General features: G+C 64.4%; 17 protein-coding genes. 10 read left to right on the plus strand and 7 right to left on the minus strand.

Annotated elements, in window-relative coordinates; translation table 11 throughout:
- Window positions 1-18 precede the first annotated feature (18 nt).
- Both ACK3BK_RS01880 and ACK3BK_RS01885 read right to left on the minus strand, forming a co-directional pair.
- Window positions 19-729 carry a PolC-type DNA polymerase III gene (locus ACK3BK_RS01880; protein ID WP_186667502.1) on the minus strand — a complete coding sequence of 237 codons (711 nt, stop codon included), beginning with the start codon at window positions 727-729 and terminating at the stop codon, window positions 19-21.
- Window positions 726-2,663 carry a putative nucleotidyltransferase substrate binding domain-containing protein gene (locus ACK3BK_RS01885; protein WP_186709400.1) on the minus strand — a complete coding sequence of 646 codons (1,938 nt, stop codon included), beginning with the start codon at window positions 2,661-2,663 and terminating at the stop codon, window positions 726-728. The genes ACK3BK_RS01880 and ACK3BK_RS01885 overlap by 4 nt, the downstream gene beginning before the upstream one ends.
- A gap of 216 nt (window positions 2,664-2,879) precedes the next feature.
- Here ACK3BK_RS01885 and ACK3BK_RS01890 point away from each other — a divergent pair, with 216 nt between their 5' ends.
- Window positions 2,880-3,323, plus strand: a complete 444-nt coding sequence (locus ACK3BK_RS01890; protein WP_411383644.1) for a response regulator — start codon at window positions 2,880-2,882, stop codon at window positions 3,321-3,323.
- A gap of 145 nt (window positions 3,324-3,468) precedes the next feature.
- On the opposite strand, the gene ACK3BK_RS01895 is transcribed toward ACK3BK_RS01890, so the two are convergent.
- Window positions 3,469-5,646: a malate synthase G gene (locus tag ACK3BK_RS01895; protein ID WP_411383645.1), complete on the minus strand. Its 2,178-nt coding sequence runs from the start codon at window positions 5,644-5,646 to the stop codon at window positions 3,469-3,471.
- A gap of 435 nt (window positions 5,647-6,081) precedes the next feature.
- Here ACK3BK_RS01895 and ACK3BK_RS01900 point away from each other — a divergent pair, with 435 nt between their 5' ends.
- Window positions 6,082-6,600, plus strand: a complete 519-nt coding sequence (locus tag ACK3BK_RS01900) for a glycine cleavage system protein R (protein ID WP_186667506.1) — start codon at window positions 6,082-6,084, stop codon at window positions 6,598-6,600.
- 216 nt (window positions 6,601-6,816) lie between these two features.
- Here ACK3BK_RS01900 and rarD read toward each other — a convergent pair whose 3' ends face one another.
- The 4 genes from rarD to ACK3BK_RS01920 form a co-directional block, all read right to left on the minus strand.
- Window positions 6,817-7,704 (minus strand): EamA family transporter RarD, encoded by an 888-nt coding sequence (gene rarD / locus ACK3BK_RS01905; RefSeq protein WP_186667507.1) that lies wholly within the window; start codon window positions 7,702-7,704, stop codon window positions 6,817-6,819.
- A 63-nt stretch (window positions 7,705-7,767) separates the two neighbouring features.
- Window positions 7,768-8,742 carry a serine/threonine protein kinase gene (locus ACK3BK_RS01910; protein WP_411383646.1) on the minus strand — a complete coding sequence of 325 codons (975 nt, stop codon included), beginning with the start codon at window positions 8,740-8,742 and terminating at the stop codon, window positions 7,768-7,770.
- 273 nt (window positions 8,743-9,015) lie between these two features.
- Window positions 9,016-9,780 (minus strand): TOBE domain-containing protein, encoded by a 765-nt coding sequence (locus ACK3BK_RS01915; RefSeq protein ID WP_186709392.1) that lies wholly within the window; start codon window positions 9,778-9,780, stop codon window positions 9,016-9,018.
- A gap of 51 nt (window positions 9,781-9,831) precedes the next feature.
- Entirely contained in the window at window positions 9,832-10,572 is a 741-nt protein-coding gene (locus ACK3BK_RS01920; RefSeq protein WP_186667510.1) for a ComF family protein, read from the minus strand.
- A gap of 89 nt (window positions 10,573-10,661) precedes the next feature.
- Between ACK3BK_RS01920 and bioB the strand changes: the two genes are divergently transcribed.
- The 8 genes from bioB to ACK3BK_RS01960 all read left to right on the plus strand — a co-directional run bounded on the left by bioB (window position 10,662) and on the right by ACK3BK_RS01960 (window position 19,137).
- On the plus strand, window positions 10,662-11,720 hold the full coding sequence (gene bioB / locus ACK3BK_RS01925) for a biotin synthase BioB (RefSeq protein ID WP_186667511.1): 1,059 nt from the start codon (window positions 10,662-10,664) through the stop codon (window positions 11,718-11,720).
- 2 nt (window positions 11,721-11,722) lie between these two features.
- Window positions 11,723-12,895, plus strand: a complete 1,173-nt coding sequence (gene bioF / locus ACK3BK_RS01930; RefSeq protein ID WP_411383647.1) for an 8-amino-7-oxononanoate synthase — start codon at window positions 11,723-11,725, stop codon at window positions 12,893-12,895.
- A complete protein-coding gene (locus ACK3BK_RS01935; protein WP_186667513.1) occupies window positions 12,888-13,619 on the plus strand; it encodes an alpha/beta fold hydrolase in 732 nt (243 codons plus the stop codon). Before bioF ends, ACK3BK_RS01935 begins: the two co-directional genes overlap by 8 nt.
- Window positions 13,612-14,430, plus strand: a complete 819-nt coding sequence (bioC, locus tag ACK3BK_RS01940) for a malonyl-ACP O-methyltransferase BioC (protein ID WP_411383648.1) — start codon at window positions 13,612-13,614, stop codon at window positions 14,428-14,430. Before ACK3BK_RS01935 ends, bioC begins: the two co-directional genes overlap by 8 nt.
- A gap of 1 nt (window position 14,431) precedes the next feature.
- Entirely contained in the window at window positions 14,432-15,112 is a 681-nt protein-coding gene (gene bioD, locus ACK3BK_RS01945; protein WP_186667515.1) for a dethiobiotin synthase, read from the plus strand.
- 142 nt (window positions 15,113-15,254) lie between these two features.
- Window positions 15,255-15,551, plus strand: a complete 297-nt coding sequence (locus ACK3BK_RS01950; protein ID WP_288375771.1) for a pyrroloquinoline quinone biosynthesis protein PqqE — start codon at window positions 15,255-15,257, stop codon at window positions 15,549-15,551.
- A 292-nt stretch (window positions 15,552-15,843) separates the two neighbouring features.
- Window positions 15,844-17,649 carry a phenylacyl-CoA dehydrogenase gene (locus tag ACK3BK_RS01955; RefSeq protein WP_186667517.1) on the plus strand — a complete coding sequence of 602 codons (1,806 nt, stop codon included), beginning with the start codon at window positions 15,844-15,846 and terminating at the stop codon, window positions 17,647-17,649.
- Between the two features lie 204 nt (window positions 17,650-17,853).
- Window positions 17,854-19,137 (plus strand): sensor domain-containing diguanylate cyclase, encoded by a 1,284-nt coding sequence (locus tag ACK3BK_RS01960; RefSeq protein WP_186667518.1) that lies wholly within the window; start codon window positions 17,854-17,856, stop codon window positions 19,135-19,137.
- Window positions 19,138-19,237 lie beyond the last annotated feature (100 nt).

Here is a 19,237-nt window from a genome sequence, read left to right on the forward strand (position 1 = left end):
GAAACGATCACCATCTGCCTACAGGCCATGGCTGTGCACAGCCCGCCGCCGCCACTGCCTCAGCCGCTGTTCCAGTTGCAACGGGCTGTCCAGTTGCTGGCGTCGTGCCTGGCTGAACAGGATCAAGGCCAGTTCGGCGGTGACCTGGGCGTCGGCGCTGGCATGATGGCGCGCCTGTACCTCGAGGCCGAAGCGCGCCACCCAATCGTCCAGGCTTGCTTCACGCAGCACCGTGTCGGGGTTGAGCATAGGCGCCAGTTCCGCCACGTCGATGAACACCTGCTGCAGACGATGGCCCAGGGTGTCCTTCAGGGCGCGGGCCAGCATGCCCTGGTCGAATGGGGCGTGGAAGGCCAGCACCGGGCTGTCGCCAATGAACTCCAGCAACTCGACGAAGGCTTCGGCCGGGTCGGTACCCGCCGCCAGGGCGCTGGGCCCCAGGCCATGGATCAGCACACTGGCGTTGGTTTTCTGCTCGGGACGCCGCAGGGTGCGTTCGAACTGGCGGCCCAGGTCGATGCCGCCGTCCTCGATGGCCACGGCCCCGATCGACAACACCTGGTCGCGATTCAGGTTGAGGCCGCTGGTCTCCAGGTCCAGTACCACCCAGCGCTGCTCGCGCAGCGTCTGCATGCTGGACGGCATCGGGCGCGGCAGCAGCGCCAGGCGCTGGCGCAGGTCGGCGTCGAGAGTGGGCGGGTTGGGGCGCAGCCAGGCGAACAGCTTCATAGCTGGTACCGCTGCGCCAGGCTGCTCTGCAGGCGCTGGGCCTGGCGCAGCGATTCACGCAGGATGCGCCGGTCCAGATGGTTGAGACTGTCCGGGTCGACGCGGTTGGAGTAGGCCAGGTTGTCGCGACTCTGGCGCTGGTGCTGCTGCATGCGGGTCTGTTGGATGAAGTGATAGGCCTCTTCGAAGGCGGCGCCGTCGAGGGCATCGATGACGCCCTTGGCCACCAGTTGGCGCAAGCGTTCCAGCGTGTTGTTGGCAGCGATGCCGTTGGCCAGGGCGAGCAGGCGGGCGCCATCGACGAAGGGGGTCAGGCCCTGGACCTTGAGGTCGAGGGTGGCAGCCTTGTCGTTGCCCTGGCGGGTCAGCACGAACTCGCGCAGGCGCCCGACCGGCGGGCGCTGGCGCAGGGCGTTGTCAGCCATCATGCGCTGGAAGATGCGGTTGTCGGCAACCTGGGCGAGGATGCCCTGGCGAAGCGCTTCGCAGCCTTGCTCGTCGCCCCAGACCACGCGCAGGTCGAAATAGATGCTTGAGCCCAGCAGGTTTTCCGGGCTGGCTTCGCGGATGAAACCGGCAAAGCGCCGTGCCCATTCGGCACGCGACAGGCACAGCTCGGGGTTGCCGGCCATGACATTGCCTTTGCACAGGGTGAAGCCGCACTGGGCGAGGTTGTGGTTGATGTATTGCGCCAGTGGCAGCAGGCGCGCGCGGATGGCATCGGCTTCGGCGCTGTCGCGGGCCTCGAAGAGAATGCCATTGTCCTGGTCGGTGTGCAGGGTCTGCTCGCGGCGTCCTTCGCTGCCGAAGCACAGCCAACTGAACGCCACGCCGGGGTCGCCGCGTTCGGCCAGCGCCAGTTCGATGACCCGGCACACGGTGTGGTCGTTGAGCAGGGTGATGATCTGGGTGATCTGCGTCGAGGAAGCGCCATGGGCGAGCATGCGCTCGACCAGTTGGCCGATCTCGCCGCGCAATGCCACCAGTACCTCCAGGCGCGGCGCGTGGCGGATGGTGCGCGCCAGGTGCACCAGGTCGACCCGCTGCAGGGAGAACAGGTCGCGCTCGGACACCACCCCACACAGGCGACCGTTGTCGACCAGGCAGACATGCGCGATATGCCGCTCGGTCATCGCCATGGCGGCATCGAATGCGCTGGCCTGGGGGCTGAGGTAGAACGGTGCGGCGGTCATGTGCCGGTCGATCGGTGCGCTGAGTTCGGCGCTGGCGTCGGCGACCACCTGGCGCAGGTCGCGCAGGGTGAAGATGCCGATGGGGAAGCGCTGCTCATCGACGATGGCAATGCTCCCCACCTGTTGTTCGTGCATCGACCTTACCGCGTCGCGCAGCGGCGTGTCGGGCGTGCATACCACCGGGTGACGCATGGCCAGCTCGCCCAGCGGCGTATTGAGCGAATACTGCGTGCCCAGGGTTTCCACGGCGCGCTGGCGCACCTGCTGGTTGACCTGGTCGAGCAGGCTGCTGACGCCACGCAGGGCGAAGTCGCGAAACACACCGGACAACGAGAACACGCGGATGAACGCCGCCTTGTTCAATTGCAGGCAAAAGGTGTCTTCGCCGGCCAGGTGTTCGGTGCGCGTGGCCCGTTCGCCGAGCAGTGCGGCCAGGGGGAAGCATTCGCCGCTGGCGATCTCGAAAGTGGTTTCCACGCCGGGGCCGGTGACATGCTGGCGCTCGCCCATCACCCGGCCCTGCTTGACAATGTAGAAGTGTTCCACGGGTCCGTCGGCAGGCTTGATGATGCTTTCGCCGCTGGCATAGAAACGCAGTTGGCACTGTTCCACCAGGTAGGCGAGGTGGCCCTGTTCCATCTGGTTGAACGGCGGGAAGCGCTGCAGAAACTGCAGCGTCCCCTGGATATTCTGCAGCACCGCTGTCCTGCCGGCCTGGGTGTAGGCGTCCTTTTTGCTCATGAAGCTGACCGTATCGCTACGCCGAACTATATATATCTATCTATAGGTATCGGCTTTGTTGTTTTCGGCCTCCATGGTCGGCTGGCTGCCCGTGGATGCCCATTGGACGTAAGTCTATCGGTGAGAGTCGCTGTCAAGGATCCGACGAAAGGTGGGTAGGCTACGCCGGTTTTCGCGGTCCTAAACCTAGCACGAGATTTTTTTGACGAGATGGCCATGGCTGAGCATGACGAAATATTGAGTGACGCCGAGCGCGAGGCGTTGGCCGTGGTGAGCGCGCCAGTGGCGCCCAGGCCGGTGGTGCTGGTGGTGGACGACAACCCGGTGAACAGCGAGGCCCTGAGCCTGTACCTGAAAAGCCGTGGCATCGACTGCATGGTGGCCGATGGTGCGCAGGAGGCGATGTTCAAGCTGCACTACGAACCGCGCATCGCGCTGATGATCACCGACCTGCGCATGGAGCCCAAGGATGGCCTGGAGCTGATCCGGCAGATTCGCGAGTCGGAGCGGGCGGCGTTGTCGATCATCGTGGTCTCGGGCGACACCGATGTAAAAGAGGCGGTGGACGTGATGCACCTGGGGGTGGTGGATTTTCTGCTTAAACCGGTGGATCTGGGAAAATTGCTGGAGTTGGTGAAAAAAGAATTGAAGATCGAGTAATGCAGGACTAGGGCTGCTTCGCAGCCCAATCGCGGCACAAGGCCGCTCCCACAGGTCCGGCGCAAGCTTCGAACCTTGCTCTGTGCCTGTGGGAGCGCCCTTGTGCCGCGATTGGGCCGCAAAGCGACCCCGTCGTAGATGTAACTTACAGCCCGTTACGCGCCTTGAACTCGCGACGGCGGCGATGCAGGACCGGCTCGGTGTAACCGTTCGGCTGCTTCGCACCTTCGACGACCAGCTCGACCGCGGCCTGGAACGCGATGTTGTCATCGAAGTTCGGCGCCATCGGGCGGTACTGGGCGTCGCCCGCGTTCTGCTTGTCGACCACCGCCGCCATGCGCTTGAGGCTTTCCAGCACCTGCGCCTGGGTGACGATGCCATGGCGCAGCCAGTTGGCCAGCAACTGGGCGGAAATGCGCAGGGTGGCGCGGTCTTCCATCAGCCCGACGTTGTTGATGTCCGGCACCTTCGAGCAGCCCACGCCGTGGTCGATCCAGCGTACGACATAGCCGAGGATGCCCTGGGCGTTGTTGTCCAGCTCGTTGCGGATTTCGTCGGCCGACCAGTTGGTGTTGGCCGCCAGCGGAATGGTCAGGATGTCGTCCACCGAGGCCGGGGTACGCGAGGCCAGCTCGCGCTGACGTGCCTGGACGTCGACCTTGTGGTAGTGCAGCGCGTGCAGGGTCGCGGCGGTTGGCGAAGGGACCCAGGCAGTGTTGGCGCCGGACAGCGGGTGGGCGATCTTCTGCTCGAGCATCGCCGCCATCAGGTCAGGCATGGCCCACATGCCCTTGCCGATCTGGGCACGGCCTTGCAGGCCGGTGGCCAGGCCGATGTCGACGTTGTTGTTCTCGTACGCGCCGATCCACTTCTCGCTCTTCATGGCGCCTTTGCGCACCATGGCGCCGGCTTCCATCGAGGTGTGGATCTCATCGCCAGTGCGGTCGAGGAAGCCGGTGTTGATGAACACCACGCGCTCGGCTGCCGACTTGATGCAGGCCTTGAGGTTGACCGTGGTACGGCGTTCCTCGTCCATGATGCCGACCTTGACGGTGTTGCGCGGCATGCCCAGCAGGTCTTCGACGCGGCTGAAGATCTCGGCGGCGAACGCCACTTCTTCAGGGCCGTGCATCTTCGGCTTGACGATGTACACGCTGCCGGTACGGGTGTTCTTGCGGCTGGTGTTGCCGTTGAGGTTGTGCAGGGCGATCAGGTTGGTGAACAGGCCGTCCTGGATACCTTCGGGAACCTCGTTGCCCTGGGCATCGAGGATCGCCGGGTTGGTCATCAGGTGACCGACGTTACGCACGAACAGCAGCGAACGGCCGTGCAGGGTGACGCTGCCGCCGTTGGGCGCTGCGTACTCGCGGTCGGGGTTCATGGTCCGGGTGAAGGTCTTGCCGCCCTTGCTCACGCTTTCGGCCAGGTCGCCTTTCATCAGGCCCAGCCAGTTGCGGTAGACGACGACCTTGTCGTCGGCATCGACGGCGGCGACAGAGTCTTCGCAGTCCATGATGGTGGTCAGTGCCGACTCCATCAGGATGTCTTTCACGCCGGCGGCGTCAGTGCTGCCGACCGGGGTGCTGGCGTCGACCTGGATCTCGAAGTGCAGGCCGTTGTGCTTGAGCAGCACGGCCGTCGGTGCTGCGGCGTCGCCCTGGAAGCCGATCAGTTGGGCGTCGTCGCGCAGGCCGCTGTTGCTGCCGCCCTTGAGGGCGACGACCAGCTTGCCGGCGTCGATGCGATAGCCGGTGGAGTCGACGTGGGAGCCGGCAGCCAGGGGCGCGGCTTCATCGAGGAAGGCGCGGGCGAAGGCGATGACCTTGTCGCCGCGTACCTTGTTGTAGCCCTGGCCTTTTTCGGCGCCGCCTTCTTCGCTGATGGCGTCGGTGCCATACAGTGCGTCATACAGCGAGCCCCAGCGGGCGTTGGCGGCGTTCAGGGCGAAACGTGCGTTCATCACCGGCACCACCAGCTGCGGGCCGGCCATGTGGGCGATTTCTTCATCGACGTTTTGCGTGGTGGCCTGGAAATCGTCGGCTTGTGGCAGCAGATAGCCGATTTCCTGGAGGAATGCTTTGTAGGTCGCGGCGTCGTGGGCCTGACCCTGGCGTGCCTGGTGCCAGGCATCGATCTTGGCTTGCAGCTCGTCACGCTTGGCGAGCAGGGCTTTGTTCTTTGGAGCGAGGTCGTTGATGATCTTCTCTGCACCGGCCCAGAACTGCTCGGCGACGATGCCGGTCCCTGCAATGGCTTCGTCGTTGACGAAGTCGTACAGGACCTTGGCGACCTGAAGGCCACCGACTTGAACGTATCCAGTCATTGCTTGCCTCACTCTGCTCAGCTATTTCGCTCTTCTGTATTAAGCCTGTAGCGCTTCTCTAAACACGCGGCCAGTACATGCCCTCGTCATGCAGCCCGAGCGCGGCTGGGTGCGGCCTGCCAGACAGGCTGGCGGGCGATTCGCGTATTTTCACAGGCGCCTTGGCAGACATCCAAACGACGTTTTGTAGTCCGCGCTGGCGCATACTACATGATGCAGTAGGCGGGTGAACATCAGACTAAAAGCATCGTTGTGCGACCTATTGGTCGCATCGGGTCACGCTGGAAGGCAGTATGTTCGCAAAAAACCTGTGGATTGTTCCAGATAAATCTATAAACGGTACACGATTTGTTGCGTGGTCTGCCCTGCGGCAGGTTGCCGCGCCTTGCCTATACTGATTCGATGCCCTTGTACGCGCAGGTAGAGGAGTGGCCCGTGGATCATCTTGTACTCACCGTGATCGCCCCTGACAAGGCCGGACAGGTCGAACGCATCGCCCAGTGCATCGCCGATCACAACGGCAACTGGCTGGAAAGCCGCATGTCGCGCATGGCCGGGCAGTTCGCCGGGATCCTGCGGGTTGCGGTGCCGGCGGAAAACTACGACGAGTTGGTCGAGTCGCTGCAGAAGCTGGGCGATCATGGCATTCGCGTGCTGATTGCCGAGAGCGGCATCGAGCCGTCCTGCACCTGGAAGCCGATCGCGATGGAGCTGGTGGGCAATGATCGCCCGGGGATCGTTCGCGATATTACCCGGCTGCTGGCGGATCAGGGGGTCAACCTGGAGCGCTTTACCACCGAGGTGCGTCCGGCACCGATGAGCAGCGAGCCGCTGTTCCACGCCGATGCCTTGCTGGCCTTGCCGCTGACCTTGTCGCTGGATGACCTGCAGCAGAAGCTGGAAAGCCTCGCCGATGATCTGATGGTGGAGTTGAAGCTCAGGCCGGAGGAATAGCAGGTTATCCCCGGTTTAACGGGGAAGCCCCTGTGGATAACCTGAGGGTACTCCCCGCCAGCCCCGACCAATCGCGGGCTGCACCGGATTGAGCAAAAAATGTCCATATTTCAGGGGGTTGTGCACAAAGCACGGGGATCAGGGTGTGGATAACCTCTGGAGACCTTGCTGCAGGCCACGCTTTCCGTGGCCTGCAGAGGCTTGATCGTTTTTTGATCAGGCGCGTTTGCGCAGGCTCAGCCAGGCATCGACGCTGTAGATCGCCAGGCCCGCCCAGATGAACATGAACGCGATCAGCGTGCTCGAGGACAGGTGCTCGCCGAACAGCAGCACCGCCTGCAGCAGCACCAGGGTCGGCGCCAGGTATTGCAGGAAGCCCAGGGTGGTGTAGGGCAGGTGGCGCGCGGCGGCGTTGAAGCACACCAGCGGCACCAGCGTGACCGGGCCCGCAGCCATCAACCACAGCGCTTCGCTGCTGCTGAAGAACGCGAGGTTGGCGCTGTTGGCCTGCGGGTGCAGCAGCAGCCAGCCCAGTGCCAATGGCACCAGCATCCAGGTCTCCACCACCAGCCCCGGCAGCGCCGCCACCGGCGCCTGCTTGCGAATCAGGCCGTAGAAACCGAACGACAGCGCCAGCCCCAGCGACACCCAGGGCAGGCCACCGACCTGCCACACCTGTTGCGCCACCCCCGCCGCCGCCAGCCCGACCGCCAGCCATTGCAGGCGGCGCAGGCGTTCGCCCAACAGGAGCATGCCCAGCAGCACGTTGACCAGCGGGTTGATGTAGTAACCCAGGCTGGCCTCGAGCATGCGACCGTTGTTCACGGCCCACACGTAGGTCAGCCAGTTGCCTGCGATCAGCGCGCCGCTCAGGGCCAGGATCGCCAGGCGCCGTGGGTTGTCGCGCAGCTCCCGCCACCAGCCCGGGTGTTTCCACACCAGCAGCAGGAGCGAACCGAACAGCGCCGACCACAGTACCCGGTGGACGATGATCTCTACCGCCGGAACGCTCTGGATAGCTTTGAAGTAGAGGGGGAACAGGCCCCAGATGATGTAGGCGCTGAGGCCCAGGATGTACCCGCGCTGCGGGTTTGCGGCGTGCATGCAGATTCCTTGCTTTGGCAGCTGATATCGCGGCGCCTATTGTAGACAGGTGACGCCTTGCAACTAGAACAATTTCAGTGGCGCTTCATCCAGTGCGGCCATCTGCTCGCGCAGGGCCAGGATCTGGTCGCCCCAGTAGCGCGGCTGGCCGAACCAGGGGAAGCTGCGCGGGAACGCCGGGTCGTCCCAGCGCCGTGCCAGCCACGCGCTGTGATGCAACTGGCGCAAGGCGCGCAGCGGCTCGATCAGCGCCAGTTGGCGCGGGTCGAAATCGTGGAACTCGTCGTACCCGTCGACCAGTTCGGCCAACTGGGCCAACCGCTCTTCGCGGCTGCCGGCCAGCATCATCCACAGGTCTTGCACCGCTGGCCCCATGCGGCAGTCGTCGAGGTCTACGACGTGATAGATGTCGTCGCGGTGCATCAGGTTGCCGGCGTGACAGTCGCCATGCAGGCGGATCGCCTCGAAGGGCGTGCGTTGGTAGATATCCTCGACCCGTTTGAGCAGGTCGCGGGCCACCGACTCGAACGCCGGCAGCAGCTCGCGCGGGACGAAATCGCCGTCGAGCAGGGTCTTGAGCGAGGCATGGCCGAAGTTGTCTACAGCCAGCGTCTCGCGATGCTCGAATGGGCGCGTGGCGCCGACGGCATGCAGACGTCCGAGCAATTGCCCGAGGCGATACAACTGGTCGAGGTTGCCGGGTTCGGGCGCATGGCCGCCGCGGCGGGGGAACAGGGTGAAGCGAAAGCCCTGGTGCTCGAACAGGCTGCGACCGTCATGCTGAAGCGGGGCGACAACCGGCACCTCGTGCTCGGCCAGTTCGAAGCTGAAGCGGTGTTCCTCGAGGATGGCCGCATCGCTCCAGCGCTCGGGGCGGTAGAACTTGGCGATCAGCGGTTGTTCACCTTCGATGCCCACCTGATAGACGCGGTTCTCATAGCTGTTGAGCGCCAGCACCCGGGCATCGCTGAGAAAGCCCAGGCTTTCGACGGCGTCCAGGACCAGGTCGGGGGTGAGGGTATCGAAGGGGTGGGACATGGGAGCTCCGGCAGGGGAATGCATGCGTGGCATGGTAACGCATTCCATGGTTGCTTCAGGTGCCAAGGCTCCCAGCATTCCTGGACGGCCCCCAAGGGTTGGATGTGTGTCCAACTTCTTGGGGGCAGTCCATCCTGTGGGAGCGGGCTCGTCCCGCGATCGGGCGCGAAGCGACCGTAAACCAGCCACTACAATGCTTCAGGCCCATCACGTCGCATGCCAGGTAGCCGCTTCGGGTGATCGCGGTGCGAGCCCGCTCCAACGCATTGCGCGTTACACCGGCACCCCCAGCAGCACGAACGACGGATGAAACTGCGCCCGCACCCTGCTGCCGACCACGATTGCCTGCTGCTGCAGCCATTGCGGTTCGGCAAAGGCGCACAGCGTCTGCCCGTTCTCCAGCGCCAGCCGCATTTCACTGCCGCCGCCTTCATCGGCCAGCACTTCGTCGACCTGGGCGTGCAGGCAATTGCTCTCGGCGTCTGGCTGATCAGCGTCAGCCAGCACGTTCACCCAGCCGGCCTTGAGCAGGGCCACCACCGTGCTTCCCAGTGTCAGCTCCAGCCGTTCGGTACTGTCCCGGGTGATCAGCGCATCGATTTCCAGGCCGCCGCCCAGTGCCAGGCTGACCCGGTCGTAACGCCCCTCGCGGCGCAGCCCGCTGATCTGCCCGCGCAATTGATTGCGAGCGCTGGTGCGCAGCATCAGGCGGCCGAGCAGGTCGAGGTCGCTGTGTTCTTCGGTGGATTCGAGGATTTCGCTTTGCAACGCCTGGAGACGCTGATACAGGCGCAAGACCCGCTCGCCCTCCGTCGACAGCTTGGCGCCGCCACCGCCACGCCCGCCGGCACTGCGCTCGACCAACGGCTGGGCGGCGAGGTTGTTGAGCTCGTCGATGGCATCCCAGGCGCTCTTGTAACTGATCCCGGCCGCCTTGGCGGCGCGGGTGATCGAGCCTTGTTCAGCGATGTGCTGCAACAAGGCGATGCGTTGCGGGCGACGGAAGATGTGCTGGGCAAGCAGGGCGGGCAGGGACATGGGGCAGGTTACCGGCGGTGTGATGCGGCGAAAGTGCCTTCGAGACCGAGTCTAGTCAACCCTGCCGGGCCTGGGCGTGCGTGCCAGGCAATACACATCGACCCGGCGCGCCCCGGCCTTGCGCAGCAGGCTCGCCAGCGCTCGGGCAGTGGCACCGGTGGTCAGCACGTCGTCGACCAGGGCCACATGGCATCCGTCGAGCGCGGCGTGCGGTGCGATGGCAAAGGCCTGGCGCAGGTTACGCCAGCGCGCCTTGGCGTCGAGGGTCTGCTGCGCCGCAGTGTCGCGTGGGCGCAGTAGCACGCGCTCGTCGCAGGGGATGTGCAACTGGCTCGACAGCCAGCGGGCGAGCATGGCGGCCTGGTTGAAGCCGCGTTGGCGCAGTCGACGTGCAGCCAGTGGCACGGGCAACAGCTGGTCGGGTTTTGTCAGGCCCTCGTCATAGCGATGCTGCAGGGCCTGCGCCAGCAGATCCGCCAGCAACCGCCCCAGCGGCCACTGGCTGCGGTGCTTGAAGCGGCTGATTGCAGTATCCAACGGATACCCGTAGTGCCACGGCGCGATCACCTGCTCGAAAGGCGGTGGCCTGCGGCTGCACTGACCACAGGTCATCGCCCGCATCGCCAGTGGCAGCGCGCAGCGCGTGCAATGCTCGTCGAGCCAGGGCAGCTCATGCTCGCAGGCCGGGCACAGGGGATATGCCTGTTGCGCAGGTTCGTCGCAGAGCAAACAGAATTGTTTAATATTTATCCACTTGTAAACCAGTGATTTTATGTTTGGTTGACAGTGCATGGGCCTTCCCTGACTATGCGAGCTATCCGTGAAGCGCTGGCGGGCTTTCCTGTCCCGGCGCCTGTCAGAGCCTAGATAAGGAAACGCCGATGAGCGCCAGCACAAATGCAACAACACGTCACGACTGGTCCCTGGCCGAGGTCAGGGCGCTGTTCCAGCAGCCGTTCAACGACCTGTTGTTCCAGGCGCAGACCGTGCACCGCGCGCACTTCGACCCAAACCGCGTGCAAGTCTCGACCCTGCTGTCGATCAAGACCGGCGCCTGCCCGGAAGATTGCAAATATTGTCCGCAGTCCGGCCACTACAACACCGGGCTGGAAAAACAGAAGCTGATGGAAGTGCAGAAAGTGCTGGAAGAAGCTGCCCGGGCCAAGGCCATCGGCTCGACCCGCTTCTGCATGGGCGCCGCCTGGAAGCACCCCTCCGCCAAGGATATGCCCTACGTGCTGGAGATGGTCAAAGGGGTCAAGGCCCTGGGCCTGGAAACCTGCATGACCCTCGGCAAGCTCGATCAGGACCAGACCCTGGCACTCGCCCAGGCGGGTCTGGACTACTACAACCACAACCTCGACACCTCGCCGGACTTCTACACCAGCATCATCACCACCCGCACCTACAGCGAGCGCCTGCAGACCCTCGCCTATGTGCGCGACGCCGGGATGAAGATCTGCTCCGGCGGCATTCTCGGCATGGGCGAGTCGCTGGACGACCGCGCAGGCCTGCTGATCCAGCTCGCCAACCTGCCCGAGCACCCGGAGTCGGTGCCGATCAACATGCTGGTGAAGGTGGCCGGTACGCCGCTGGCCAACGCCGAAGATGTCGACCCGTTCGACTTCATCCGCATGCTGGCGGTAGCCCGCATCCTTATGCCCAAGTCGCATGTACGCCTGTCCGCGGGCCGTGAGCAGATGAACGAGCAGATGCAGGCCCTGGCCTTCATGGCCGGTGCCAACTCGATCTTCTACGGCGAGAAACTGCTGACCACCGCCAACCCGCAGGCCGACAAGGACATGCAACTGTTCGCCCGCCTCGGGATCAAGCCTGAAGAGCGCGAAGAGCATGCCGACGAAGTGCACCAGGCGGCCATCGAGCAGGCGCTGGTCGAGCAGCGCAGCAGCGAGATGTTCTACAACGCCGCATCGGTCTGAGCATGGCCTTCGATCTGGCGGCACGCCTGGCCGAACGGCGCGCCGCGGACCTGTATCGGCAGCGCCCCCTGCTGCAGAGCCCGCAAGGCCCGGAAGTGGTGGTCGATGGGCAACGCCTGTTGGCGTTCTGCAGCAACGACTACCTCGGGCTGGCCAGCCACCCCGAGGTGATCGCTGCCTGGCGTAACGGTGCCGAGCGCTGGGGCGTCGGTGGCGGTGCCTCGCACCTGGTGGTCGGCCACAGTACGCCGCACCACGAGGTCGAAGAGGCCATCGCCGAGTTGACCGGGCGTCCGCGTGCGTTGTTGTTCACCACCGGCTACATGGCCAATCTGGGTGCTATCACGGCGTTGGTGGGGCAGGGCGATACGGTGCTGCAGGACCGCCTCAACCATGCCTCCCTGCTCGACGGCGGACTGCTCAGCGGCGCCCGTTTCAGTCGCTACCTGCACAACGATCCGGCCAGCCTGGCGAGCCGCCTGGATAAAGCGACCGGTGACACGTTGGTGGTCACCGACGGCGTGTTCAGCATGGACGGCGATCTTGCCGACCTGCCCGCCCTGGCTGCAGTGGCGCGTCCGCACGGCGCCTGGCTGATGGTTGACGACGCCCATGGTTTCGGCACGTTGGGCGCCAATGGTGGCGGTATCGTCGAGCACTTCGGGTTGGGCATCGACCAGGTGCCGGTGCTGATCGGCACGCTCGGCAAGGCTTGCGGTACTGCCGGCGCGTTCGTCGCGGGCAGCGATGACCTGATCGAGGCGCTGGTGCAGTTCGCCCGTCCCTACATCTACACCACCAGTCAGCCGCCGGCACTGGCCTGCGCAACGCTGAAAAGCCTGCAACTGCTGCGTGACGAACGCTGGCGGCGCGAGCACCTTGGCGCGTTGATCCGCCAGTTCCGCCAGGGGGCGCAGCAGATCGGCCTGGCATTGATGGACAGCCCGACCGCGATCCAGCCGATCCTGGTTGGCGATGCGGCGCGGGCACTGACGCTGTCGAAGATGCTGCGCGCGCGGGGCTTGCTGGTCACCGCGATCCGCCCGCCAACCGTACCGGCCGGCGGTGCACGCCTGCGGGTAACCTTGAGCGCCGCGCACAGCGAAGCGCAGGTCCAGCTATTGTTGAATGCATTGGCCGAGTGTCATGCACAGCTGGAGTCCGCCGATGCGTAACCGACTGATCCTCCTGCCCGGCTGGGGGCTGGGCACTGCTTCACTGGAACCCCTGGCTGCCAGCCTGCGGGCGCAGGATCCACGCCTGCAGATCGAACTGGCGCCGTTACCGGAACTGGCCGACGATGACGTCCAGGCCTGGGTCGATCACCTCGATCGCAAGCTGCCGACGGATGTCTGGCTGGGCGGCTGGTCGCTGGGCGGCATGCTGGCCAGCGCCCTGGCGCACAAGCGCGGCGACCACTGCTGCGGCTTGCTGACGTTGGCCAGCAACCCCAGTTTCGTGGCCCGGCCCGACTGGCCCCACGGCATGGCCGAGGACACCTTCGGCACCTTCCTCGATGGTTGTCGCAGCCACCCCCAGGTCACCCTCAAGCGATTCCGTACGCTGTGCAGCGAGGGCGCGCAGCAACCCCGCACCTTGCTGCGCCAGCTTGGCGTGGGCGTGCCGGACACCGACCCCTTGTACCTGGCCACCGGCCTGCAAGTGCTGGCCAGGCTGGACACCCGCCAGGCGCTCGAACAGTACGGCGGCCCACAACTGCACCTGTTCGCCGGCAGCGATGCCCTGGTGCCGGCGGATGCGGCCAAGGCGCTCAGCGAGCTGCTGCCGGATGTCGAAGTCGGCCTGGTCGAAGACAGTTCCCACGCGTTCCTGCAGGAGTACCCACAGGAGCTGGCGGCGGGTATCAAGAGTTTCTTGCATGAGAGTGGTGATGACTGATCTTTCCCGTCCGATCCTGCCCGGTGCCCTGCCGGACAAGCGCCAGGTGGCGGCCTCGTTCTCCCGCGCGGCGGCCAGCTATGACAGCGTTGCCGCCCTGCAGCGCGCGGTGGGTGAGGCTTTGCTCGCGCGCTTGCCGACGTCGATGACGCCGACCCGCTGGCTCGACCTGGGCAGCGGTACTGGCCATTTCAGCCGGGCCCTGGCCGCACGCTTCGAGGCTGCCCACGGTGTGGCGGTGGATATCGCCGAAGGCATGTTGGGCCATGCTCGCGAGCAGGGCGGGGCGCATCATCACGTGGCGGGCGATGCCGAGCGTCTGCCGCTGCGCGATGATGCTTTCGACTTGGTGTTCTCCAGCCTGGCGGTGCAGTGGTGCGACCAGTTCGCCAGCGTGCTTGCCGAAGCCCGGCGCGTGTTGCGACCGGGTGGGGTGCTGGCGTTCAGCAGCCTGTGTGTCGGCACGCTGGAGGAGTTGCGTGCCAGTTGGCAGGCGGTGGATGGGTTGGTGCATGTCAATCGGTTCCGGCGCTTCGAGGATTACCAGCGCCTGTGCGCCGACAGCGGCCTGACCCTGCTCGGGCTGGAGCGCCTGCCCCATGTACTGCACTACCCGGATGTGCGCAGCCTGACCCACGAACTCAAGGCGCTGGGTGCGCACAACCTGAATCCCGGGCGCCCGTCGGGCCTGACCGGGCGTGCACGCATGCAGGGCCTGCTGCAGGCCTATGAGCAGTTCCGTGATGACCAAGGCCTGCCTGCCACCTACCAGGTGGTCTATGGGGTGTTGCGCAAAGGCGAAGAGGGGTGACATGAACCAGGCCTATTTCATCGCCGGTACCGACACCGATGTCGGCAAGACCACCATCGCCGCCGGGCTGCTGCGTGCAGCACGTAACCTTGGGCGCAGCACACTGGCTGCCAAGCCTGTGGCGTCCGGATGCACGGTCAGCCCCAAGGGGCTGCGCAACAGTGATGCGCTGGCGCTGATCGACGAAAGCTCGATCAAGCTGCCTTATGAGCAGGTCAATCCCTTCGCCTTCGAACCGGCCATCGCCCCGCATGTGGCTGCACGCGAAGCCGGTGTGGCACTGAGCGTGCCGACGCTGCGTGACGCCATGCAGCAAGTACTGGCGCACGGCGCCGACTTCACCCTGATCGAGGGGGCGGGTGGCTGGCGGGTGCCCTTGTCCGATCATGCCAACCTGTCCGACCTGGCGATTGCCTTGAAGCTGCCGGTGATCCTGGTGGTGGGGGTGCGCCTGGGTTGCATCAACCATGCGCTGCTCAGTGCCGAGGCCATCGCCCGCGATGGGCTGCAACTGGCGGGGTGGGTGGCCAATATCGTCGATCCCCGGACTTCGCGGCTCGAAGAGAACCTGGCGAGCCTCGCCGAGCGTCTGCCGGCGCCATGCCTGGGGCGGGTGCCGTGGCTGAAACCTGCCGCAGCCGAGGCGGTGGCCGAGCATCTGGATCTGGACCTGCTTGACTGACCGCTCGGTGAACATCCGGTTACGAAAAATGCCCTGATTCTATTGGATGGCACTGGGCTATTAAGGATTTAAACGGGTAATTTCCTTTCCGGGCTGTTTTAATTGAGGCCTCTTCCTTCACCCAGTCTTGTGGAGTCCTGATATGGAAATCACCGGCAGCTCTGCTTTCTACGCAGGCCTCGGCGCCATCCAGAACGGGCAGAACCGTGTCGACCAGGCCGCCAGCCAGATCGCCAGCAATGGCGTCGAGCGCGCAGGCACCAGCCAGTCCACCAGCTATCAGGCCGAGCGCCTGCGTGGTGTAGACCGCAGCCAGCAGCAAGACCTGGCCACCAGCACTGTGCAGCTCGCCCTGGGCAAGCATGAAGTCGAACTGGGCGTGAAAGTCGCCAAAGCGTCCGACGAAATGCTCGGTCGGTTCATCGACACCTACGCCTGACTGTATAACCGTCGGCCAAGCACCTGTGGGAGCGGGTTTACCCGCGAACCATCCAGACACCATTGCGTGGCCTGGTTGATTCGCGGGTAAACCCGCTCCCGCAGGCGCTTTGGGCCGATGAATCAAGCGCTGGCATAAATGCCATCGTTCGCGACCGAATTGGCACCATCGTCCCTTCTTGACATTGCCCTGAGCTAAACGTAAGTTTCAAACAACTGTTTGACCGAAAGCCGCCAAGAGCTGGTCGGTACCCGCGGTCTCCCCAACGAACTCAGCCCAGAGGTTCATCGCCATGCCTGAATACAAAGCCCCCTTGCGTGATATTCGCTTCGTCCGTGACGAGCTGCTCGGCTATGAAGCGCACTATCAGAGCCTGCCGGGTTGCCAGGATGCTACGCCGGACATGGTCGATGCGATCCTCGAGGAAGGTGCCAAGTTCTGTGAGCAGGTGCTGGCCCCGCTGAACCGTGTCGGCGACCTGGAAGGCTGCACCTGGAGCGAGTCGGGCGTGAAGACTCCGACCGGCTTCAAGGAAGCCTACAAGCAGTTCGTCGAAGGTGGCTGGCCGAGCCTGGCCCATGACGTCGAGCACGGCGGCCAGGGCCTGCCAGAGTCGCTGGGCCTGACCCTGAGCGAGATGGTCGGCGAGTCGAACTGGTCCTGGGGCATGTACCCAGGCCTGTCGCACGGCGCGATGAACACCATCTCCGAGCACGGCACCCCCGAGCAACAGGAAACCTACCTGACCAAGCTGGTGTCCGGCGAATGGACCGGCACCATGTGCCTGACCGAGCCGCACTGCGGCACCGACCTGGGCATGCTGCGCACCAAGGCCGAGCCGCAGGCCGATGGCAGCTACAAGGTATCCGGCACCAAGATCTTCATCTCGGCCGGCGAGCACGACATGGCCGACAACATCGTCCACATCGTGCTGGCGCGCCTGCCCGATGCTCCGGCCGGCACCAAGGGCATTTCGCTGTTCATCGTGCCCAAGTTCCTGCCGAACGCCGAAGGCGGTGTAGGCGAGCGCAACGGCGTGAGCTGCGGCTCGCTCGAGCACAAGATGGGCATCCACGGTAACGCCACCTGCGTGATGAACTTCGACGCGGCCACCGGTTACCTGATCGGCCCGGCCAACAAAGGCCTGAACTGCATGTTCACCTTCATGAACACCGCGCGCTTGGGCACTGCACTGCAAGGCCTGGCTCACGCCGAAGTGGCCTTCCAGGGTGGCCTGAAGTATGCCCGCGACCGTCTGCAGATGCGTTCCCTGACCGGCCCGAAAGCACCGGAAAAGGCCGCTGACCCGATCATCGTCCACCCGGACGTGCGCCGCATGCTGCTGACCATGAAAGCCTTCGCCGAAGGCAACCGCGCAATGGTCTACTTCACCGCCAAACAGGTGGACATCGTCAAGTACAGCCAGGACGAGGAAGAGCGCAAGAAGGCCGATGCACTGCTGGCCTTCCTGACCCCGATCGCCAAGGCGTTCATGACCGAAGTCGGTTTCGAGGCCGCCAACCATGGCGTGCAGATCTACGGTGGCCACGGTTTCATCGCCGAATGGGGCATGGAGCAGAACGTGCGCGACAGCCGTATCTCGATGCTGTACGAAGGCACCACCGGCATCCAGGCCCTCGACCTGCTCGGCCGCAAGGTGCTGATGACCCAGGGCGAGGCGCTCAAGGGCTTCACCAAGATCGTCCACAAGTTCTGCCAGGGCCAGGAAGGTAACGAAGCCACCAAGGAGTTCGTCGAGCCGCTGGCTGCGCTGAACAAGGAGTGGGGCGAGCTGACCATGAAGATCGGCATGGCCGCCATGAAAGACCGCGAGGAAGTCGGTGCCGCGTCCGTGGACTACCTGATGTACTCCGGTTACGCGTGCCTGGCGTACTTCTGGGCCGACATCGCCCGCCTGGCGGCCGAGAAGCTGGCGGCCGGTACTGCTGAAGAGGCGTTCTATACTGCCAAGCTGCAGACCGCACGCTTCTACTTCCAGCGCATCCTGCCGCGCACCCGCACGCATGTGGCGGCCATCCTGTCGGGTGCCAACAACCTGATGGCGATGAAAGAAGAAGACTTCGGTCTGTCGATCTGACGCCTGACGCTGTACGGAAAAACGCCTGCCATTAGCGGCAGGCGTTTTTTTTTGCCCGCCCTCGTTGCATCCGGTAACGAGAAAACCTCAAGACTCTCCACCCGCCTGCCGTTAAACCCTTCTGTTGTATTCATCTATTCATGTGCGCTGCCGATGAAGTAAGGGCACAATGCCATTATTGATCTGCCGGGTCGGAGATTACCCTTGTTTCGTCTATCCGCTGTTCGCGCCAGCCACTTCCTGCCTTCGATCCTGCTGTTGCTGTCGGGGCTTGCGGCGGCCTACGTCAGGGACCTGAGCGTGTTCTTCACGTCCCTGTTCAACGTGCTGCCTACCCTGGTGCTGCTGCTCGGCGGTGCCTACTGTGCGGTGTATCGCCGCCAGCGCGAACTGTTCCTGATGGTTACGGTGTACATCGCCTACTTCCTGCTCGATACCCAGACCGATTACTACCGCGATCACGGCCAGGTCCGCGAAGACGCTGCAGTCGTGTTTCACCTGGTGTGCCTGTTGCTGCCTGCGCTGTTCGGCCTGTTCGGCGCCTGGCAGGAGCGCACCCACCTGGCCCAGGACATGCTTGCTCGCTTCGCCGTGCTGTTCGCGGTTGGCAGCGTGACCCTGGCGCTGGAGCAGAGTTACCCACAGGCGCTGCTGACGTGGCTGGCAGAGATCCGCTGGCCGTCGCTGCATGGGCAGTGGATGAGCCTGATCCAGTTGGCCTACCCGCTGTTCCTGGGCGTGTTCATCCTGCTGGTGGTGCAGTACCTGCGCGAGCCCCGGCCATTGCACGCCGCGCAGATCACCGGCCTGGTGGGGATCTTCTGGATGCTGCCGCAGACGTTCATCCTGCCCTTCACCCTGAACATCATGTGCAGCCAGGTGATGCTGATGATCGCCGCAGCGGTCTCCCACGAGGCCTACCAGATGGCGTTTCGCGATGAGCTGACCGGGCTTCCTGGCCGCCGCGCGCTGAACGAACGCATGCAGCGCCTGGGCCGCAACTATGTGATCGCCATGACCGACGTGGATCACTTCAAGAAATTCAACGACACCCATGGCCACGACGTTGGCGACCAGGTGCTGCGCCTGGTCGCCAGTCGACTGTCCAAGGTGACCGGGGGTGGGCGTGCCTATCGCTATGGCGGTGAGGAGTTCGCCCTGGTGTTCGCCGGCCAGACTGCCGAAGAATGCCTGCCGCACCTGGAGGCGGTGCGCGAGATGATCGCCAACTATGCCATCCAGTTGCGCGACCAGAACAACCGCCCGCAGGATGATTCCACCGGGCGCCAGCGACGGGCAGGGTCGGCAGGCAACACGGTGTCGGTGACCATCAGTATCGGCGTCGCCGAGCGCCTGCCGGAGCACCGCAACCCGGAAGAGGTGCTCAAGTCCGCCGACCAGGCGCTCTACAGCGCCAAGGCTGCAGGGCGCAACTGTGTGATGCTGTCGGGGCAGACCGCGCGGCGCGGGGCGGTTCGCACGGCGTGACCATATCGGACTATATGGTCGAGTGATGACCCTATGTCTCGTAAAAGTTGTTCGGTTACACTGGCCTCAACCCAGTGCGCGGCCCCTGGTGGCCGCCCCG

This window comes from Pseudomonas sp. L7 (assembly GCF_046605565.1).
Classification (GTDB): domain Bacteria; phylum Pseudomonadota; class Gammaproteobacteria; order Pseudomonadales; family Pseudomonadaceae; genus Aquipseudomonas; species Aquipseudomonas wayambapalatensis.

Bases quoted from the DNA above. Each gene is read 5' to 3' on its own strand.
- ACK3BK_RS01880 (WP_186667502.1), bottom strand. From the start codon at position 729: ATGAAGCTGTTCGCCTGGCTGCGCCCCAACCCGCCCACTCTCGACGCC.
- ACK3BK_RS01885 (WP_186709400.1), bottom strand. From the start codon at position 2,663: ATGAGCAAAAAGGACGCCTACACCCAGGCCGGCAGGACAGCGGTGCTG.
- ACK3BK_RS01890 (WP_411383644.1), top strand. From the start codon at position 2,880: ATGGCTGAGCATGACGAAATATTGAGTGACGCCGAGCGCGAGGCGTTG.
- ACK3BK_RS01895 (WP_411383645.1), bottom strand. From the start codon at position 5,646: ATGACTGGATACGTTCAAGTCGGTGGCCTTCAGGTCGCCAAGGTCCTG.
- rarD (WP_186667507.1), bottom strand. From the start codon at position 7,704: ATGCACGCCGCAAACCCGCAGCGCGGGTACATCCTGGGCCTCAGCGCC.
- ACK3BK_RS01910 (WP_411383646.1), bottom strand. From the start codon at position 8,742: ATGTCCCACCCCTTCGATACCCTCACCCCCGACCTGGTCCTGGACGCC.
- ACK3BK_RS01915 (WP_186709392.1), bottom strand. From the start codon at position 9,780: ATGTCCCTGCCCGCCCTGCTTGCCCAGCACATCTTCCGTCGCCCGCAA.
- ACK3BK_RS01920 (WP_186667510.1), bottom strand. From the start codon at position 10,572: ATGCACTGTCAACCAAACATAAAATCACTGGTTTACAAGTGGATAAAT.
- bioB (WP_186667511.1), top strand. From the start codon at position 10,662: ATGAGCGCCAGCACAAATGCAACAACACGTCACGACTGGTCCCTGGCC.
- bioF (WP_411383647.1), top strand. From the start codon at position 11,723: ATGGCCTTCGATCTGGCGGCACGCCTGGCCGAACGGCGCGCCGCGGAC.
- ACK3BK_RS01935 (WP_186667513.1), top strand. From the start codon at position 12,888: ATGCGTAACCGACTGATCCTCCTGCCCGGCTGGGGGCTGGGCACTGCT.
- bioC (WP_411383648.1), top strand. From the start codon at position 13,612: ATGACTGATCTTTCCCGTCCGATCCTGCCCGGTGCCCTGCCGGACAAG.
- bioD (WP_186667515.1), top strand. From the start codon at position 14,432: ATGAACCAGGCCTATTTCATCGCCGGTACCGACACCGATGTCGGCAAG.
- ACK3BK_RS01950 (WP_288375771.1), top strand. From the start codon at position 15,255: ATGGAAATCACCGGCAGCTCTGCTTTCTACGCAGGCCTCGGCGCCATC.
- ACK3BK_RS01955 (WP_186667517.1), top strand. From the start codon at position 15,844: ATGCCTGAATACAAAGCCCCCTTGCGTGATATTCGCTTCGTCCGTGAC.